This is a genomic window from Nesterenkonia suensis (genome assembly GCF_054782935.1).
Genome location: NZ_BAAGRN010000005.1, coordinates 90721 through 108609 on the forward strand (window position 1 = coordinate 90721; position 17889 = coordinate 108609).

The following is a 17889-nucleotide window of genomic DNA, read 5'->3' on the forward strand; positions in this document are numbered from 1 at the left end:
CGCCGAGTGCAGGTGCGTTCAGCGGCGTCCCGAGTGGCCCAGGCGCTTCGACAGCGTGTCGGCGGCCCGGATGACCGGTTCGCGGACATCAGGGAGCCGGTCCGGGGGCAGGCGGTAGGAGGGCCCGGCCACGCTGATCCCGGCGACGACGGCGCCGCTGTGGTCGTAGACCGGTGCGGCCACGGCGTTGAGGCCCTCCTCGAACTCCTCCACGGCGAAGGTCCAGCCGCGGGTGCGGATCCGATGCAGCTCCTCGGCCAGCTCGGCGGGGCGGATCAAGGTGTGTGCGGTGAAGGGCTGCAGGCCTGCGTGGAGCACCGCGCGCCGGTCCTCCTCCGGCAGGTGGGCCAGCAGGACCTTGCCGTTGGAGGTGGCGTGCAGCGCGGTGTGCTGGCCGATCCAGTTGCGCATGGCGACGGCGCTGTCGGCCTCGGACTGGCAGACGTTGATCGCCACGCCCTCGCGGGTGATGGCCACGTTGGTCGTCTCGCCGATGGCCGCGGAGAGCTCGTCGCACACCGACTGGGCCTCCAGGCTGAGATCCAGGCGGGACGCGGTCGCGCCGGCCAGACGCAGGCAGCCGACGCCGAGTCGGTAGCCGCCGGATCCGTCCGGGGCCTCCACCAGGTCGTGACGCACGAGGGCCTCGGCCAGGCGGCCCACGGTGGATTTGTGCACTCCGAGCTCCCGGGCCATCTGGCTGAGGCTGGCCTCGCCGTCACGCGCCAGGATGCTCAGGACTGTGAGCGCTCGGTCAACTGACTTCACCGGAGGATCAGAGGTCGGGGATCCGTTCTGCCTCGGGGGTGCTGCCTCGGTGCTCATGATGTCTCGAGCATGCCGGGCGAGGGGCTCCAGGGCAAGGTCTGCCGTCTCGCATCACGCAACCTATTGTGTGATGCGAGACACAGTGTCATGCTGGAAGTGTCCCGATGATGTGGCAGCAGGGAGGCTCCCATGACTCTCAACGAGGGTACTTTCGCCATCTCCGACGGTGTTGATGCGGTCATCCCGGACCCCCGGGTCCTGCTGTACCCGAGGCTCCGGAAATCCCCCTTCTTCTGGGCGTCGCGCCGCCATGGCGTCGCGATGTACAGCGTCTACAACCACACCTACCACCCGCGCCACTACGGTGATCCGGTCTCCGAGTACTGGGCGCTGCTCAACGGGGTGACACTGTGGGACGTCGGCGTCGAACGGCAGATCGAGATCACCGGCCCCGACGCCTTCGACTTCACCAACATGCTCGTCCCCCGTGACCTCTCCAAATGCGAGGTCGGGCAGTGCAAGTACGTCTTCATCACCGGAGAGGACGGCGGCATCCTGAACGACCCCGTCCTGCTGCGGCTCGGGGAGAACCACTTCTGGCTCTCCCTGGCGGACAGCGACATTCTGCTCTGGGCCCGCGGGCTGGCCCACGGCTCCGGCATGGACGTCACCATCGAGGAGGCCGACGTCGGCCCGGTGCAGGTCCAGGGGCCGCTGTCCGGGCAGGTCATGTCCGCGATCTTCGGTGAGAGCGTCTTCGACATCGGCTACTACCGGCTGCGGGAGTACGTGCTCGACGGCATGGAGGTCATCGTCTCCCGCACCGGGTACACCGCCGAGCTGGGCTTCGAGATCTATGTGAAGAATGCCTCGCGTGACGGCGTCCGACTCTGGGACACGGTCTGGGCGGCCGGCGAGCCGTTCGGAATGAGGGTCATCGGCCCATGCCACATGCGCAGGATCGAAGCCGGGATCCTCGCCCACGGTTGCGACATCACCTTCGACACCAACCCCTTCGAGGTCGGGATGGGATATGACTGGATGGTGGACCTGAACCAGGAGGCCGACTTCATCGGCAAGGCGGCCCTGACCCGCATCAAGGAGCAGGGAGTCACCCGCAGACTCGCCGGCGTGGACATCGGCGGAGCCCCGCTGGGGACCTTCAACGACGGCTCCATGATCGAGGCCTTCCCGGTCTGGCGCAGCGGAGAGCGTGTCGGAGAGGTCACCTCGGCCTGCTTCTCCCCGCGTCTGGAGCGCAACATCGGCTACGCGATGGTGCCCGCCGGGCTCAGCGAGATCGGCACCGAACTCGAGATCGAGACCCCGGCAGGCCCGGTGCCAGCCGTGGTCGTCCCCAAGCCCTTCATCGATCCCACGAAGGACACGCCGAAGCAGTCCTTCGCCCCGGGAAACGGCCAGCTGCACACGGAGAACTGAGAGCCCCCGCCGGTGGTCCGCAAGGCACGCGCCGACCCCCTGGGGGGTCCGGCACAGAGGAGTGGCCTGGGTGAGCTGCTGGGTCATCCCCGGTTCGAAGTGCTTCCGCTCGACGGGATCGTCGACGACGTCGTCGCCCACCTGCCGGCCGGGGCCACGGTCACCGTGACCGCCTCCCCGGCCCAGGGGCCACGCCCCACCGTGGAGACCGCCACGGCATTGGCCGGACGAGGATTCCGAGCTGTGCCGCATCTGGCGGCGACCCAGCATGGGGAACACACTCTGCCTCGCACTCTGGAACAGCTCCAGACAGCGGGGGTGGAGGAGGTCTTCGTCGTGGGCGGGGACGGGGCGGTCGGGGGGTCCGCCCGTGGCGAGGATCCCGTCGGGGGCGACGCTCCGTTCTCTGACGGTGAGGCACTCCTGGCGGCGGTGCATCGACTGGCCCCGCAGCTGCGTCTCGGAGTGCCGGGCTACCCGGAGGGACACCCGAAGATCCCCCGGACGTCGCTCGACGCCGCCCTGGAACGCAAGGCCGAACGGGCCTGCTGCGTGGTCGGTCAGCTCTGCTTCGACGCGCAGACGGTGCGCGACTGGGCCGTGACGCTCCGGACCCGTGGCGTGCAGCCCCCGGTGTACGCAGGCATTCCCGGGGCCGTGGGCTCGGCCCGACTGATGCGCATCGCCTCCCGGATCGGCGTCGGGGACTCGCTGCGATTCCTGGCCTCCGGCGGTGCCGGCGTCGCGCTGCGGCTGGCCTCGCTCGGACACTACGACCCCACAGACCTGGCGGCAGGTCTGGTCGGTCAGGAGGGCGACGTCGTAGTGTCGGGCATCCACCTCTACACCTTCAACGCGCTCGAAGAAACTGAGCTGTGGCGCCGGCGACTGCTGGCCCGCCTCGAGGAGGGAGACCATCGATGACGACCACCCACCACCCCGCAGGCCGAGGACACGACACTGAGGAGACGCCCGCCGCCCCGCTGACCGCCCAGGACAGCCTGGGGATCTCTTCGCGGACGCAGCTGCGGCCCATCCACCAGATCGGCGCGGAGCTGGGGCTCGACGAGGACCTCATCGAGCCGTATGGGCGGGGCGTCGGGAAGGTGGACCTCGCCGCGATCGACCGGCTGGCGGATCGGTCGCAGGCCAAGTACATCCTGGTCACCGCAATCACCCCGACACCGCTGGGCGAGGGCAAAACCACCACGGCGGTGGGCCTCAGCCAGGGGATGGCGCGTACGGGCCGGCGGGCCGCCGTCGCCGTCCGGCAGCCGTCCCTGGGGCCGACGATGGGGATCAAGGGCGGGGGCACCGGTGGCGGGTGGAGTCAGGTGGTGCCCATGGAGCGGCTCAATCTGCACCTGACCGGCGACATCCATGCGGTCACCGCGGCGCACAACCAGCTGGCCGCCATGGTGGACAATCACCTGCACCGCGGCAGCCCGTCGGGCCTGCACCCGGAGCGGGTCACCTGGCGCCGGGTCCTGGACGTCAACGACCGCTCCCTGCGGCAGATCGTCTCCGGGATGGGGCCCGCGGGTGGAGGGCCGACGTCGAACGGTCCGGTCCGCCAGACCGGATTCGACATCACCGCGGCTTCCGAGGTCATGGCCACCCTGTCCCTGGCGCGCTCACTGGAGGATCTGCGGGCCCGGTTGGGACGGATCGTGGTGGGCACCACCGGTGACGGCGAGCCGGTCACCGCTGAGGACATCAACGCCGCCGGGGCGATGACGGTGCTGCTCAAGGAGGCCATCCGGCCCAACCTGCTGCAGACCGTGGAGCACACGCCCGCGCTGGTGCACTGCGGGCCCTTCGGCAACATCGCCACCGGCAACTCCTCGGTGGTCGCGGACCTGATCGGCTCTCGGGCCACCGACTACCTGATCACCGAGGCCGGCTTCGCCGCGGACATGGGGGCGGAGCGGTTCTTCAACATCAAGTGCCGCATCTCTGGGCTGGCGCCGGATGCCGCCGTCGTCGTGGCCACGGTGCGGGCGCTGAAGGTGCACTCCGGCCAGCACCGGGTGGTGGCCGGGCGGCCGCTGCCCGAGGGCATGCTGCAGGAGAGCCCGGAGGACGTGCGCACCGGCGCGGAGAATCTGCGGGCGCAGCTGCGGATCATCCGCCGCCACGGGGTGACCCCGGTGGTGGCGGTCAATGCGTTCCCCACGGACTTCCCCAGCGAGCACGAGGTCATCGCGCAGGTGGCCGCCGAGGAGGGCGCGCGGTGTGCGGTGTCCACGCATTTCGCCGACGGCGGCGCCGGCGCCGCGGACCTGGCCGATGCGGTGGCGGAGGCCGCGGAGGAACCGAGCGAGTTCCGGTTCCTGTACTCCGATGAGGCGCCGCTGGTGGAGAAGATCGAGACCATCGCCACGCAGGTCTACGGGGCCGACGGCGTGGACCTCTCGCCGACGGCCGCCAAGGACCTGGCGGCCTACACCGAGGCCGGATACGGGCGGCTGCCGGTGTGCGTGGCCAAGACCCACCTGTCGCTGTCCTCGGACCCGACGCTGGTGGGGGCTCCGAGCGGCTGGCGGTTGCCGGTGCGGGAGGTGCGGCTCTCCGCCGGGGCCGGGTTCGTCTACCCGATCTGTGGGACCATGCAGACCATGCCCGGGCTGGGCTCCTCCCCGGCGGCGGAGGGCATCGGCATCGACGCCGACGGGCAGGCGATCGGGCTCTTCTGAGGCTCAGCGCGGCTCTCGGCGGCGGGCCAGGAAGTCCTCGGCGACGTCGGCCGGTGCGCAGGCGAACCAGGCGTCCTCGAGCGCCACACGCAGATCCTCGCCGCTGACCGCGTCCAGCTGGATCAGCACGGAGGGATGCCCCTCGAAGTGCGGGGTGCTGAACAGTCCCTGGACGCCGGCGGCGAGGACGGCTTCCTTCTCCCCGAGGTCATCCACACGGGCGGCCAGGGTCGGGCCCGACGGCGGCGTCTGATCGCCGAAGCGCCGGATGTCGGCCTGCGTGAACGGTCGCTCCCAGGCGAAGGCCGCGCCCCGCACCGACCACTGGGGATGCCCGCGAAAGGTGCCTTCCACGACCTCGGGCAGGGACAGGGCGAGGGTGCGGACGTCGTCGACCGTGGGAGCCATCGGGTCACTTCCTGAGCGTGCCGGACGAGCTGAGCAACGGGTGGGACGCTGCGTCGTCGTCGCCCGCATCCCCAGGCTACCGGGGGCGGCGTCTGCCGCAGGAGGGCCGGCGGCCCATTCCCTGGGGTTCTCGGGACGTGGCAGGATGCTGCCAGGCCGCCCGGGGGCGCCGGACGGCCGTGACGAGACGAAGGAGCGACTGCCCATGGCGTGCAGGATCGGAGAGCTGGTGCTGGAATGCCGGGATCCGGAGCGGCTGGCGGAGTTCTGGTGCGAGGTGCTGGACTTCGTGGTCCTGGACCGCCCCGGCGACGGCAGCCTCGAGATCGGGGCCCGGGACGGGTTCGGCGGCTCCCAGCCCACCATCATCCTCAGCCCCCGGGACGAGCTCTCCTCAGTGGACACGCCACGGCTGCACCTCGACCTCAACGCCACCGACCGGGACCAGGGGGCCGAGTTGGACCGGCTGCTGGCCGCCGGGGCCCGCCCCGCCGATGTCGGGCAGTCCGGGGAGGAGAACTGGCACGTCCTGCAGGACCCCGAGGGCAACATCTTCTGCCTGCTTCGGGCCCGCATCGCGCCCGTGGGGTGACCGATGGCCCGGGAGGCTGAGACCGGGCGGCAGCCCGGGACCCGGCCCGTACGCGGATGTCAGGATGCGTCCATGAGGTTCGCGCAGCAGATCGTGGTCCTGGACGCCGACGACGTCGCCACAGTCGCCTCCTTCTGGGCCGGCGTGTACGGGGGTCGGGTCAGACCCTCCGATCCCAGCTGGTATGAGGTGGAGGTGGACGGCGCCTACCCGCTGGCCGTGCAGCACGCCCCGGGCCATGTGAGGCCTGAGTGGCCGGACGGGCAGCCGCAGCAGATCCACCTGGACCTCTATGTGGAGGACATCCGGGCCGAGCATGAGCGGGTCATGGGGCTCGGAGCGGAGTTGCTGGAGGCGGCCGAGGACCTCGACGCCGCCACCGGATTCCAGGTGTACGCCGACCCGGCCGGGCACCCGTTCTGCCTGTGTTGGGGCTGGCCGGTATGGCGGGCCCAGCTGGACGACTGACGGTTCAGGTGTCGATTCGGTCCCGTCCCGATCGTCCTCACTGAGGAACAGCTCGGCGAAGGGATGCGCGCGTTCGACGCCTACGTGACGTCGCTCGAGGAGGCCGGCGTGCTGCGCGGTCTGGAGGTCCTGCATGACACCCACGCGACGACGTCGAGACGATTCCGGACAAGTGTCTGGAGCTGCTGTTCGCCTGCGCCCACCGGGCGATCGGAGAGACCATGCGCACTCCGCTGATGCGGCGGGTCGTTTTCGGCCGCGACGCCGCAGAGGGCGCACGGCTCTGCGACGTCTCGGAGGCCACGATGGCGCAGCGGCTGGTGCGCACCAAGCGGCGCGTCCGCGACGTCGGCATCCCCTTCCATATCCCCACCCGTGAGGGCATGCCGGCCCGGCTGGCTGCCGTCCTGGAGGCCATCTACGGGGCGTATGCGAGTGACTGGCTCGACCAGTGCGACGCCGTCCGGGAGTCGCTGGCTGACGAGGCGTGGGGACTGGCTGCGCTGCTCACCTTCCCCCAGTCGCGCGCTCCGGCCCGTGTCTCAAAGCCGTGGCCGCCCATCCAGTCGGCGCATTGCGATCGGAAGCGCACCGGGAGGCTGGACACGGGCCGGCTCCTGCAGCTCTATGACGGGCTGATCGCCGTCGCACCCCACACAGGGGGCGGTCACCGCTCGCGCCGCTGTGCTGGCCGCCGAGGAGTGAGGCGCAGGACTCGGCGGGCGGCGGTGCCGCCCGCCGTTGTATCGTCGAGAGGCCCGGCGTCGTCATCCTGCCGAGGCGTCCCGAGGATCAGCGGAGGTGGACCGTGACCGCACACGTCGGCGTCGTCGTGACCGATCAGTACCTGCCGGGGGTGCAGGACCCGGACACTGAGGTGCTGCTGCCCGCGCTGCGCGCTTCCGGGATGCGAGCCACTCCCGTGGTCTGGCACGCGCACACCCCGGGTGAGGGCGACTACGACCTCCTGGTGCTGCGCAGCCCCTGGGACTACCCCTGGCGGGAGGACGAGATCCGCGCCTGGCTGCATGAGACTCATCGGCACGTGCGGGTGCTGAACGCTCCGGCCCTGGTGGACTGGAATCTGGACAAGGTCTACCTGCGGGAGCTCGAGTCCCACGGGGTGGCCACCGTGCCCACCCGGTGGGCGGACACTGCTGAGCAGCTGAACGCAGCCCTGGCCGCCTACGACGACGACTGGATCGTGCTGAAGCCCAGGGTCTCCGCCGGCGCCCTGCACACTGGGCTGCTGCAGGCCTCCAGCGACGACGCACGGCGCCTGGGCGAGCAGATCCTGGCGGCAGGACGCACCGTGATGATCCAACCGGAGGTGCCGGAACTCTCCGCGGGCGCGGAGAAGGCGCTGTACTTCATCGACGGGCAGCACACCCACACCATCAGCAAGGGCGCGATCCTGGCCCGCGGCGGAGGATTGGCCGGCGGCGAGTATTCCGAGGACCCGCAGCCGGTGGAGGCCACCGCCGCCGAGGCGTCCTTCGCCCACCAGGTCATGGCCGCCATCGACGCCGCCTCCCCGGCGGAGTCCCCGCTCTATGCCCGAGTCGACCTGGTCACCACCGCCCAGCACGGCATCGTGCTGTTGGAGGCGGAACTGTTCGAGCCGGTGCTGAACCTGCACAAGGTGCCGGAGGCGGCGACGGCGCTCGCCGCGGCGATCTCGCGGCGGGTGGCGCGCGTCTCTGACGGCGCCTCCTCCCTGCCGCGCCGGTGAGCCCGCCGCTGAGTGGCGCCGCGCGGCGGCACGAGGCCCGTCACACGGCCGACGGCGGCGTCGCGAAGATCCGGTAGCCCCGGTGCGGGTCATAGCCGTGGACCTCACGGGTGCTGAGCACCGCCATGAACTCCAGCACGTCGCTGGTGATGACCTGCCCGGGGACCAGCACCGGGAAGCCGGGCGGGTAGGGGGTGACGAACCCGGCGGAGACCGGGCGCTCGCCGGCGGCGACCCGGGCGCGCAGCTCCTCCGGGAACACATGCTCGGTGTTCCGGCGCTGCTGGCCGGCGAAGAACGCAGTGCGCATGTCGCCGTCGGGAAGCGTCGCATCGGTGGCATGGTCGGGGGAGAAGGTGCTGAAGTCAGGCAGCGGGGGCAGGGGCTCCTCGGCCGGGGCCCGGTCGTCGGGATGCCGCCGGGACAGGGCGTCGTCGAAGCGTTCGGCCAGCTTCACCAGCACCTCGATCAGGTAGGCGATGGCGCTGCGGGAGGTGCCGATGTTGGTCATGAACAGCACCGTGTTCCCGCTGGTCTTGTTGACCTGGATCCCGTACCGGTCCATCAGGTGCTCGTGTTTGAACGTGTCCCCGTCGACGCCGGTGCGGCTGATCTCGATGGTGATGCGGCTGGGGTCGACGACGAACTCGTCGTGCGCCCAGGCTTCCCACATCGGCGCCAGTCCATGGCGCAGCGGCATGGGTCTGCCGACGCCCCGGTGTTCGGCCGGGATGAGGTCGTGGGCGGTGAGCACTCGGAAGGTGCGGCGCAGCAACGGGTGGCGGGCGATCGTCTGGGCCAGGCTGGAGGCCAGGTCCAGTTGGCGCTGCACCAGGGCGTAGCCCTCCAGCTCCACCTGACGGCGTCCGATGTCCAGGGTGGAGAGGATCTGATAGTTCGGTGAGGTGGAAGTGTGGGTCATGTACGCCTCATGGAATGCCTCCTCGGCCTCCCGCTCCCAGTCCTGGTCGTAGACGTGGATCATGGACCCCTGCCGCAGGGCGGTCAGCGTCTTGTGGGTGGACTGGGTGGCGTAGACCCGGATGCGGGCCTCCGGGCTGGGGATGAGCTGCTCGGCCAGCCAGACCTCGTCCTGGGCGGGGGCGCCGTCGGCGTCGTGGAGCCGTTCCTGCTGGGCCCGGTGGGCGGCGGCGTGGGCGGGGGACTTCAGCCGCTCCTCCAGGTTCTTCGCCGCGTTCATGGCCGTGCGACGTCGGGTGACCGGGTGGAACGCGGCGAAGGCGAACCACGCCTCGTCCCACAGGAACACCAGGTCAGGCTTGATGGCCAGGCATTCGGCCATGACCCGCTCCGGGTCGTAGACGATGCCGTCGAAGGTGCAGTTGGTCAGGGTCACCATGCGCACCTCGTCGAGCCGGCCGACGGTCCGGTAGTCGAGCAGCAGCTGCTTGATGCGGTCCAGCGGCACGGCCCCGTAGAAGGCGAAGTCGTTGAGCGGGTACGCCTCCAGGTAGGCGGGCTTCGCCCCGGTGAGGACCACTGCATGGTGGTGGGACTTGTGGCAGTTGCGGTCCACCAGCACGACGTCGGCCGGTGCCGTCAGCGCCTGGTGGACGATCTTGTTCGCGGTGGAGGTGCCGTTGGTGACGAAGAACGTCTGCCGGGCGCCGAAGGCCCGGGCCGCCAGGTCCTGGGCCTTCTTGATCGTGCCGGTCGGCGCCAGCAGGGAGTCCAGCCCGCCGGAGGTGGCGCTGGTCTCGGCCAGCAGCAGATTCAGCCCGTAGAACTCCGCGAGATCCTTGATCCACTGGGAGGACACCACGGAGCCGCCGCGGGCCACCGGCAGCGCGTGGAAGACCCCGACCGGACGACGTGCGTGGTCCTGCAGGGCGGTGAAGAACGGCGTGTCATACAGGTGGGAGGCCCGGCGCAGCAGGGACAGGTGCAGCTCCAGCTGATCCTCGCGCCAGAAGACCCGCCGGAAGCGGTGGGTGAGCGCCCCGGCCAGGTCCTCCAGATGGGCGCCGGCCATCAGGTAGAGGTCCAGCTCCGGGCGCAGCGCGGCCAGCGTGTCCGCCAGGCGCAGCACCCGCTGCACCGAGGCCAGCTGGCTGTGCGACGACGCCGGCCCCTCCGAGACCTGGGAGCGGGCCAGGGCGATGGTCTCGCGGAGGTCGCGGCTGAGCGGCTGGTGGGTGTGTTCGCTGAACCCCGGACGCACCACGCAGGCGAGGATGTGCGGATTCGTCAGGACCGCGGCGACGGCGTCGTCCGCGGAGGGCACGACGACGAACTCGTAGGTGAACGCGTCGGCGGGTGAGCGCAGCCGCAGCCCTTCGGAGCGGATCGTGTCCCGGTCGGCGGCGGTGGTCTCATCGACGATCAGCACCTCGAACCGTGGGCGCGTGTCCGGGTCGGCGGCCGTCTCGGGCCGCTCCGGCTCCTCCAGGTGCTCGTCCCGGGGCTCCTCCGGCACGGTGTCGCCGCGCAGCCGGTGCACCACACGGCCGATCAGGTCGAAGGCGGTGCGGTAGTCGCCCTCCTCCAGGAGTTCACCGATGCTGCGCACATAGCGCTGGCCGAAGCCGGCCCAGTACATCTCGATGGTCTCCAGGGCGCGCAGGGAGCGGTGGATCTCGCTGTCGGAGGCGAGGACCTCGACGTCGTCGCTGCCCAGCGCCAGGCGCTTCACGGCGAACCGCAGATACTCCCAGGCGTCGCTGCGCAGCCGCCAGGTGCTCGCCGGCATCCCCGGGTCACGTTCCAGTGCTGGCGTCCAGGACGGGGCGCTGCGCGGAGACGTGCGGCGCGGGGATGTGCGCTGCGGGGGCTCGCCGTCGGCGTAGCCGGTGCCGGGGGTCGGAGACTCCGGGGGTGCGGGGTGGTCAGCGCCGTTGCTGATCATGATCGGGTGGTGTCCTTCCGAGAGTCGGCAGGCCGTGTTCCGATGATAGGTGGCATCATGTCAACGGCATGTTGCCGGACGTCATCCGAGGACTCGGCAGTGAGGTGCGCACGGGTTCATCTGGCGGTGATGACCACTATCCTCGTGCAGAGAGGCGCACGTATGAGGGGGGAAGGTCACGATGGTCGGACAGGCCGGGCAGGACCAGTCCATGGCCGCGCTCGGCAGGACCATGGGGAGCATCGGCCGAGTGGTCCGGGGGAGCTCTGCGCAGCTTGTGGGGCAGGTCGGCGGGCTCACCGGCTCGGCCGCCGAGTCGGCCGAGCGGCTGATGGAGAAGGCCCCCGACCCGTACGAGGAGGCCATCGCCGCGTACAACGGCGCCTTCACCTCCATGAGCGATAGAGGGGTCGCGCTGCTGCGCCAGCGGGAGCGGGCTGCCGATCTGATCCAGCTGACCGAGGAGCTGGTCAACAGCATCGCCCACACTCCGAAGTCCTTCCACGCGGACGTCGACGCCATGGAGTTCCACCGGGCGAGCTTCGTGGCGGCGGAGCAGTTCGCCCAGGACGACCTGGAGTCGGCGCGACGATCGGCGGTCGGCACAGGAGCCGGATTCGCGGCAGGTGCCGCCGTGGCCAGCATGGCCCCGACGGCGGCGATGTGGGTGGTGACGACGTTCGGCACCGCCTCGACGGGCACCGCCATCTCGACGCTGTCTGGTGCGGCGGCCTCCAACGCGGCCCTGGCCTGGTTGGGCGGCGGCGCTGTGGCCGCAGGCGGCGGGGGCACTGCTGCGGGCAGCGCCGTGTTGGCCCTGGCCGGTCCCATCGGGTGGACGGTCGCGGGCGCCACCGTGCTGACATCGATCGCGCTGTTCGCCAGGAAGAAACACGCTTCCCGTGAGGCCAGGCGGGAGGCGTTGGCATCGGTCGAGCAGAACACCGCGGCGGTGAGGATGATAGACACCCAGCTGGAGGACCTCCTCCGACGCACCGAACTGATCCGCACAGAGCTGATGACGAGTTACCGCCGGGCTGTCAGGTTCACCGACGCCGATTTCCTTGCCCTGACCCCGGATCAGCAGTCCTTCCTGGGGGCGCTGGTCAACAGCGCCAAGGCCTGCGCGGTCCTGCTCAGCACTCGCGTCGAGTCGGAAGCGACCGATGAGGGATGAGACTCAGCGGCAGTCGATGAGCACGCAGAAGCAGGCTGTCGCAGCATGGGTGGAGCACGTCAACGGGCGCCGTCTGAGTGCCTTGCTGAGTGAACTCCAGCAGCAGGACGTGCATCTCCGCGACGCGCTGGCCAGCATTGATCACGCGTTGGAGACCATCGCCCAGGATGTGGTGTCCACGAATCGGGGCGGGGTGAAGGGGATGCACGGATTCATCGCTGAAGTCGCCGAGGTGGGAGTCGGCAATGCTCGCAGCCAGGTCCGGGGCCGACATGCGGTGTATCAGTGGATCGATGACAACGGCGCGGTGGACCTGGTGCGCGAGGGTGTCGGCATCCAGCAGAAGTTCGTCGCCTCCGGAGGGCGCCTCGGGCTCGGCGCGATCGCCGAACACCTGCGGAGGTATCCCGATTTCCTCGCGCACGGCGGGAAGTACCAGGTGCCTCTGGACCACTACGAGACGATCCGGGCTCTGTATGAGATGCCCGCGGAGGAGGCCGGGAGGACTCTCTCGCGCGCCGGTGACGGGCCTTCCTTCGCCGACTGGAAGCGGATCCGCGATTTCTTCAGCGACGGCGTCGTCGACATCGAGGCGATCGAACCCTCCACGCTGCGATACGACCAGGTGCAGCGGGAGGTCTACGACACGACGTTGGAGTCAGAGCGCGAGGGTCTGCGCGTCACAGACCGGGTGGAGCGCGAGGGGGCGCGGCAGAGGAGCCGCCCGTCTGTGCGCCAAGCAGGACAGGTGGCCGCCGCCGCGGCGGCGACAGAGGGTGGCCTCTCCTTCGTCCGGGCTCTGGCCGCCAAGCGTCGGGAGGGCAAGAGATTCCATGACTTGGTGGAGCAGGACTGGATCGATGTCACCTCCGGCACCGCCGCCGGCGCCCTCACCGGTTCCCTCCGTGGGATCAGCCTCTACGCACTCACCAACGTCACCGCCGCCCCGGCGGCTGTGGCCAGCTCGGTCGCGACGGCCGCCTTCGGGATCGCCGAACAGGCCCACCAGCTGCGTGCCGGGACGATCGACGAGCTGCGATTCCTCGAGAACGCCGAGCTGATCTCTGTGGAGGCCTCCCTCAGCGCCCTGTCCTCGATCGCAGGGCAGGCACTCATCCCGGTACCCGTTCTGGGGGCGGTGATCGGCAACACTGTGGGAACGGTGATGCACCGGGCGGCCTCCTCCTCGTTGGCCGCCCGAGAAGCGGCTCTGGTCGAGCGCAGGGCCCAGCATCGGCGGCGACTCGCGGCCGAGCACGCCGCGCAGTACCATCAGCTGCTCGAGGTCCTGGACTCCGCCATGACGCGCTACCTCGACATCCTGGATCGCGCGTTCTCCCCGGATCCGGAAGTCGCCTTGGAAGGGTCGGTGGAGCTCGCCGTGGAGCTCGGTGTGGCGCCGGACGAGGTCTTGGACACCGACGCGAAGATCTCCGCCTACTTCCTGGAGTGAGGCCCCGTCGCCTCCGGGGAGGCCGGTGTCCGGCGCAGACGGCTTCACTGGTGGGCCCTGCGGGGCTCGAACCCGCGACCAGCGGATTAAAAGTCCGATGCTCTACCAACTGAGCTAAAGGCCCGCGATGCGGCTCTCGGGGAGCCTGTCCGGCGTCCCGAGGCGACTTCCATCGTAGACCATCGGCGACGTCTGGTCGTCGAGGTCGTGCTCGGGCGGCGACCCGGAAGGTCTCGCCGGACCGGGGTACGGTCGGCCCCGCCGGCGAACCGCCGCGCCCCAGGAGGTGCGCGTCTGCCGGAGGTGTCGGTGCCACCCTGGTGACCAGCGACGATAGGGGGCATAATTGCCCCCACCGGAAGGAGACGTGATGAGCAGCACGGCACGCCATCGCAGACCGAAGATGATCGATCCTGCGGCATTCGACCAGCAGGAGGGCGGAGCCGATCCGGCGACGATCGCGCAGGCCGCGCATGACACGGCCCACGCCCTGGTCTACCACGGCCGGGACTCGGACGATCCGGAGGTCACGGAACGCTTCATCAAGCTCGCCGAGACGGAGGGCATCGAAGCCATCGCCGAGCTCTGGTCGGATTCACCGGCCCATTCCCTGGCCGGCAGTCTGTGGCGGATCTACGCGATCCGTGCCGCCGTGCAGGAGAACCCTCGTCGCCTCGCCGAGTACTACGACGCTGGCCGGGGCCACGGCACCACGGCCGCGATCGCCGGAGTTCCCGAGCCGCCCACTGCCGACGAGATGACCAAGCTTGCTGACATGGTCCTGGCCGGGATGTACACCGGTGAGATCGACGTCGCCTTCGACCGTGCCGCCGCCTTCTGCCGGGTCATCGCCCGGGGCGAGGCCCATTGGGCGGACAGCCACGACGGGACCGCCGCCGACGTCGCCCGCCGGATGACCACTCGAGCCGATCAGCTGGTGCGCACGGCCGAGGAGCTGGAGGCCTCCGCCCGGGCATTCCGTGCCGGGACGCTGGACTGAGCGACGTCGGACGACAGAGGTGGTCGGCGTGAGACTGCGGGGTTGGGGCACGTCGGTCGGGCAGCTGTGTGTCGACGCGTTGGCCTGACGTCACGACTTCACAACGTTCTGGGATGGAGTCTGTCACCACGCAGGTCGTCGAGGATGATGAGGGTAAGGTTGCGCCCGAGGAAGCTCGGGCGTGACGGTCCCGAGGTCGCCCGCGACGGCACGCCGAGGGGCTGTGCAGGCCGGTGTCGTGCGCGTGGGCGTTCACCGCACTGTGATGATGACGAGGGTCAGCGGCGGCTGACTGACAGAGGGGCGACTCATGTCGGAGAACAATCCATACGGCCAGCAGGGTGGCTGGCAGCCGGGACAGGACCCGCAGCAGCCCGGTGAGCGGCAGTCGGGCTACGGATACCAGAGCGCATCGAGCCCGCATGCCGCGGGAAGTCACGGCCCACAGGACCACGGTCAGCAGAACTACGGTCAGCAGAACTACGGGGCGCAGGGCCAGTCCGGCTATGGCCAGGGCCAGCCGGGTTACGGAGATCCGCAGTACGGAGCCGGCGGTCACGGAGGCGCTGGCTACGGGGCCGGAGGTTATGGGTCTGGCGGTTACGGACCGGGCGGCCCCGCCGGACCTGGGGGACCGGGGGGACCCGGCCAGCCGGTGGGACCTGGGGCTCCTGACGGGCCGGCAGGCCCCGGTGGCCCTGGCGGCGGGTCTGGCGGGAAGGGGCCCGGCAAGGGCCTGATCTTCGGGATCATCGGTGGTGTCGTCTTCCTGGTCATCGTCCTCGCCGTGGTCCTGTTCATGCTGCTGGGCCGTGGTGGCGCAGATGACGCCGAGGGTGGCACCGGCGGTGAGGGTGAGGAGAACGGTGGATCGGCTGTCGAGCCGGGGGCCGACTCCACTCCGCACGGCGCTGTGGAGGCCTACCTGACGGCTCTGTCCGAGGGTGACGCCGAGGGCGCGCTCTCGCTGATCGACGCCCCCTCCGACACGACGCACATGACTCAGGAGGTCCTCGACGCCTCCCTGCAGATCGCTGACATCACCGACATCTCGGTCAATGAGGTTGAGGTCGGAGAGTATGCCTACAGCGAGGAAGTCACCGCCAGCTTCACCGTGGGTGAGGAGGACGTCACTCACCGCTTCTGGACCTCCACCGACGATGAGGGTGACTCCTGGCATCTGGATGCCGCGATCCGCATCAGCGAGCCCTCCGCCGGTTCGCTGGACGTCACCGTCAACGGGGTGGAGTTCGCCACCTCCGACGCCTACGTGTTCTTCGGGCCGGCCTACGAGCTGGACATCGCGCACGAGAACTTCACCTTCGACGGCGACAGCATCGTCTACGCGACCGAGACCTACGTCTCCACCAGCAACCTCTCCCCGGAGCTCACCGATGAGGCCGAGGACATCTGGCGCGATCTGATCATCGCCGAGGTCGAGGCCTGCGTGACCTCGAACGAGAAGGAAGCCGGCTGCGGACTCGACATGCCGGATGAGATCTCCGGGGCGGAAGTCATCGAAGGATCCATCGAACGGTCGCTGCCCTCCTCCGAGCAGCAGGCTCTGGAGAGCATCGAGCCGCGTCTGGACTTCTCCAATCCGAACCTGGTGACCACCGATTACGTGAGCATCACCATCGATGTGGAGTACGAGGGACGCGCCGGCGGCAGCACGGACCTCTACGAACTGTGGACCGGTGATCCGCGCTGGCTCGACGACCCGGTCGTGGACATGACGGCCGAAGAGCTGGAGGTCACCTGGGAGTGACCGCTCGTGGCTGAGACGGCGGCCCCGGGGGCTCTCCCCCGGGCCCGCCGTCGTCTGCTCTACACTCTCCTCGTGCAGCAGAACACCTCCACCACAGTCGACGACGCCCGCCCGACCGGCGAGGCGATCGTCCAGTCCCTTCCGTGGCGATGGAACGCCCAGGGGAGGATCTTCCTCATCGGCGGCCTCGGCTTCATGTTCGACGCCTGGGACGTCTCGCTCAACGGCATCCTCATCCCGCTGCTCAGCGAGGAATGGGGACTCACCCCCTCCCAAGCGGCCTGGATCGGCACCGCCAACCTGATCGGCATGGCGGTCGGCGCGGTGATGTGGGGAACCATCGCGGACCGGATCGGCCGCAAGCAGGCCTTCGCCTGGACGCTGCTGATCTTCTCGATATTCACCATCGCCGGGGCCATGACCAACGACCTCAGCTGGTTCGTGCTGTTCCGCTTCCTCGCCGGCATCGGGCTGGGCGGCTGCGTGCCGGTGGACTACGCCCTGGTCGGCGAGTTCACCCCGGCGAAGCACCGCGGCCGAGTGCTGACCGCCATGGACGGCTGGTGGCCCATCGGCGCCGCGCTGGCCGGGTTCGTCTCCGCCCTGCTGGTCGGCATCTGGGGTGACTGGCGGCTGCCCCTGCTGGCCATGATCCTGCCGGCCCTGCTGGTCTTCGCCGTGCGGCTCTTCGTCCCCGAATCTCCCATGTACCTCATCCGACAAGGCCGGACCGCGGAGGCTCGGCGGATCATCGATGACTTGGTGGCCCGCACCGGGGCGGCTCCGCGGGAGTACGTGCTCATCCCCGGCACGGAGTCCTCCAGCCTGACCCTGGGGTCGCTGGTGGTGCAGCTGCGGCGGGTCTGGGCGCACAGCTGGCGCATCACCACGGTGGCGTGGGTGATGTTCCTGTCGGTGATGACCGTCTACTACATCGCCCTGCAATGGATGCCGCACTTCCTCATCGAGGCCGGCTATGAGCAGTCCCGGGCCTTCATCACCTCCGCCGGCATGGCCGGCGTCGGGTTGGTGGGTGTGCTGATCTCCACGGCCCTGGTGGAGGTCACCGGCCGCCGGATGCTGCTGGCCGTCTCCGCGCCGACGGCGACCGCCCTGCTGGTGGGCCTGGCGTTGGTCATGGAGGTGCCTGCCCTGGTGCTGGTCATGGTGCTCGGCTTCGGGCTGATCATCCAGATCTCCATCCCGGTGCTCTACACCTATGTCTCCGAGCTCTACCCCACGGAGCTGCGCGGCTCCGGATTCGGCTGGGCGTCCACAGTCTCCCGCATCGGGGCCGGGGTGGGGCCGCTGCTGTTCATCGGGTGGCTGCAGCCGGCCCTGGGACTGGCCGGGGCCTTCACCGTCTGCCTGCTCGGGGTGGCGGCCGCCGTCGTCGTGATGATGCGCCTGGCTCCGGACACCACCGCCAAGCAGCTGGACTGACGCTCCCGTCCCTGCGTTGAGAGGGTGCGTTCTCGCCCGAACCGGTCGAGAATCCGGCCCATTCGGGCGGAAACTCAC

Annotated in this window: 15 protein-coding genes and 1 tRNA gene; 12 read left to right on the forward strand and 4 right to left on the reverse strand. The window is 69.8% G+C overall.

Features of this window, described 5'->3' with window-relative positions:
* Positions 1 to 18 precede the first annotated feature (18 nt).
* Positions 19 to 768: an IclR family transcriptional regulator gene (locus ACYVKI_RS06895; protein WP_460689606.1), complete on the reverse strand. Its 750-nt coding sequence runs from the start codon at positions 766 to 768 to the stop codon at positions 19 to 21.
* A gap of 189 nt (positions 769 to 957) precedes the next feature.
* Between ACYVKI_RS06895 and ACYVKI_RS06900 the strand changes: the two genes are divergently transcribed.
* From ACYVKI_RS06900 to ACYVKI_RS06910, 3 genes are read left to right on the forward strand one after another with little or no spacing between them, the layout of a single operon-like run.
* Positions 958 to 2208, forward strand: a complete 1251-nt coding sequence (locus ACYVKI_RS06900) for a glycine cleavage T C-terminal barrel domain-containing protein (RefSeq protein WP_460689607.1) — start codon at positions 958 to 960, stop codon at positions 2206 to 2208.
* 12 nt (positions 2209 to 2220) lie between these two features.
* The gene (locus ACYVKI_RS06905) at positions 2221 to 3132 is read left to right on the forward strand and encodes a methylenetetrahydrofolate reductase (protein WP_460689608.1); all 912 of its coding nucleotides are present in this window, start codon (positions 2221 to 2223) and stop codon (positions 3130 to 3132) included.
* The gene (locus ACYVKI_RS06910; protein WP_460689609.1) at positions 3129 to 4904 is read left to right on the forward strand and encodes a formate--tetrahydrofolate ligase; all 1776 of its coding nucleotides are present in this window, start codon (positions 3129 to 3131) and stop codon (positions 4902 to 4904) included. The genes ACYVKI_RS06905 and ACYVKI_RS06910 overlap by 4 nt, the downstream gene beginning before the upstream one ends.
* 3 nt (positions 4905 to 4907) lie before the next feature.
* Here the strand turns inward: ACYVKI_RS06910 and ACYVKI_RS06915 are convergent, their stop codons facing one another.
* Positions 4908 to 5312 carry an MmcQ/YjbR family DNA-binding protein gene (locus ACYVKI_RS06915; RefSeq protein ID WP_460689610.1) on the reverse strand — a complete coding sequence of 135 codons (405 nt, stop codon included), beginning with the start codon at positions 5310 to 5312 and terminating at the stop codon, positions 4908 to 4910.
* Between the two features lie 205 nt (positions 5313 to 5517).
* Between ACYVKI_RS06915 and ACYVKI_RS06920 the strand changes: the two genes are divergently transcribed.
* From ACYVKI_RS06920 to ACYVKI_RS06935, 4 genes are all read left to right on the forward strand, one after another.
* Positions 5518 to 5904, forward strand: coding sequence for a VOC family protein (locus ACYVKI_RS06920; RefSeq protein WP_460689611.1), 387 nt, complete (start codon positions 5518 to 5520; stop codon positions 5902 to 5904).
* A 72-nt stretch (positions 5905 to 5976) separates the two neighbouring features.
* Positions 5977 to 6372 (forward strand): VOC family protein, encoded by a 396-nt coding sequence (locus ACYVKI_RS06925; RefSeq protein ID WP_460689612.1) that lies wholly within the window; start codon positions 5977 to 5979, stop codon positions 6370 to 6372.
* A 221-nt stretch (positions 6373 to 6593) separates the two neighbouring features.
* Positions 6594 to 7184 carry a hypothetical protein gene (locus ACYVKI_RS06930; protein ID WP_460689613.1) on the forward strand — a complete coding sequence of 197 codons (591 nt, stop codon included), beginning with the start codon at positions 6594 to 6596 and terminating at the stop codon, positions 7182 to 7184.
* A complete protein-coding gene (locus tag ACYVKI_RS06935) occupies positions 7181 to 8104 on the forward strand; it encodes an ATP-grasp domain-containing protein (RefSeq protein WP_460689614.1) in 924 nt (307 codons plus the stop codon). The genes ACYVKI_RS06930 and ACYVKI_RS06935 overlap by 4 nt, the downstream gene beginning before the upstream one ends.
* 40 nt (positions 8105 to 8144) lie before the next feature.
* On the opposite strand, the gene ACYVKI_RS06940 is transcribed toward ACYVKI_RS06935, so the two are convergent.
* Positions 8145 to 10970 (reverse strand): aminotransferase class I/II-fold pyridoxal phosphate-dependent enzyme, encoded by a 2826-nt coding sequence (locus ACYVKI_RS06940; protein ID WP_460689615.1) that lies wholly within the window; start codon positions 10968 to 10970, stop codon positions 8145 to 8147.
* Between the two features lie 181 nt (positions 10971 to 11151).
* Here ACYVKI_RS06940 and ACYVKI_RS06945 point away from each other — a divergent pair, with 181 nt between their 5' ends.
* Both ACYVKI_RS06945 and ACYVKI_RS06950 read left to right on the forward strand, forming a co-directional pair.
* The gene (locus tag ACYVKI_RS06945) at positions 11152 to 12147 is read left to right on the forward strand and encodes a hypothetical protein (RefSeq protein ID WP_460689616.1); all 996 of its coding nucleotides are present in this window, start codon (positions 11152 to 11154) and stop codon (positions 12145 to 12147) included.
* Positions 12148 to 12163: 16 nt separating this feature from the next.
* A complete protein-coding gene (locus ACYVKI_RS06950) occupies positions 12164 to 13600 on the forward strand; it encodes a hypothetical protein (RefSeq protein ID WP_460689617.1) in 1437 nt (478 codons plus the stop codon).
* A gap of 48 nt (positions 13601 to 13648) precedes the next feature.
* Here the strand turns inward: ACYVKI_RS06950 and ACYVKI_RS06955 are convergent.
* Positions 13649 to 13724 (reverse strand) — tRNA-Lys (locus tag ACYVKI_RS06955).
* A gap of 246 nt (positions 13725 to 13970) precedes the next feature.
* Here ACYVKI_RS06955 and ACYVKI_RS06960 point away from each other — a divergent pair.
* The 3 genes from ACYVKI_RS06960 (at position 13971) to ACYVKI_RS06970 (ending at position 17811) form a co-directional block, all read left to right on the forward strand.
* Complete coding sequence (locus ACYVKI_RS06960) at positions 13971 to 14600, forward strand: hypothetical protein (RefSeq protein WP_460689618.1); 630 nt, start codon at positions 13971 to 13973, stop codon at positions 14598 to 14600.
* 310 nt (positions 14601 to 14910) lie between these two features.
* Positions 14911 to 16368, forward strand: coding sequence for a hypothetical protein (locus tag ACYVKI_RS06965; protein WP_460689619.1), 1458 nt, complete (start codon positions 14911 to 14913; stop codon positions 16366 to 16368).
* Between the two features lie 72 nt (positions 16369 to 16440).
* Entirely contained in the window at positions 16441 to 17811 is a 1371-nt protein-coding gene (locus ACYVKI_RS06970; RefSeq protein ID WP_460689620.1) for an MFS transporter, read from the forward strand.
* The last annotated feature ends 78 nt before the right edge of the window (positions 17812 to 17889 follow it).

Excerpts from the sequence above, each read along its gene's own strand:
- ACYVKI_RS06925 (WP_460689612.1), top strand. The coding sequence starts at position 5,977 with ATGAGGTTCGCGCAGCAGATCGTGGTCCTGGACGCCGACGACGTCGCC.
- ACYVKI_RS06950 (WP_460689617.1), top strand. The coding sequence starts at position 12,164 with ATGAGCACGCAGAAGCAGGCTGTCGCAGCATGGGTGGAGCACGTCAAC.
- ACYVKI_RS06915 (WP_460689610.1), bottom strand. The coding sequence starts at position 5,312 with ATGGCTCCCACGGTCGACGACGTCCGCACCCTCGCCCTGTCCCTGCCC.
- ACYVKI_RS06940 (WP_460689615.1), bottom strand. The coding sequence starts at position 10,970 with ATGATCAGCAACGGCGCTGACCACCCCGCACCCCCGGAGTCTCCGACC.
- ACYVKI_RS06910 (WP_460689609.1), top strand. The coding sequence starts at position 3,129 with ATGACGACCACCCACCACCCCGCAGGCCGAGGACACGACACTGAGGAG.
- ACYVKI_RS06965 (WP_460689619.1), top strand. The coding sequence starts at position 14,911 with ATGTCGGAGAACAATCCATACGGCCAGCAGGGTGGCTGGCAGCCGGGA.
- ACYVKI_RS06900 (WP_460689607.1), top strand. The coding sequence starts at position 958 with ATGACTCTCAACGAGGGTACTTTCGCCATCTCCGACGGTGTTGATGCG.
- ACYVKI_RS06920 (WP_460689611.1), top strand. The coding sequence starts at position 5,518 with ATGGCGTGCAGGATCGGAGAGCTGGTGCTGGAATGCCGGGATCCGGAG.
- ACYVKI_RS06930 (WP_460689613.1), top strand. The coding sequence starts at position 6,594 with ATGCGCACTCCGCTGATGCGGCGGGTCGTTTTCGGCCGCGACGCCGCA.
- ACYVKI_RS06960 (WP_460689618.1), top strand. The coding sequence starts at position 13,971 with ATGAGCAGCACGGCACGCCATCGCAGACCGAAGATGATCGATCCTGCG.
- ACYVKI_RS06945 (WP_460689616.1), top strand. The coding sequence starts at position 11,152 with ATGGTCGGACAGGCCGGGCAGGACCAGTCCATGGCCGCGCTCGGCAGG.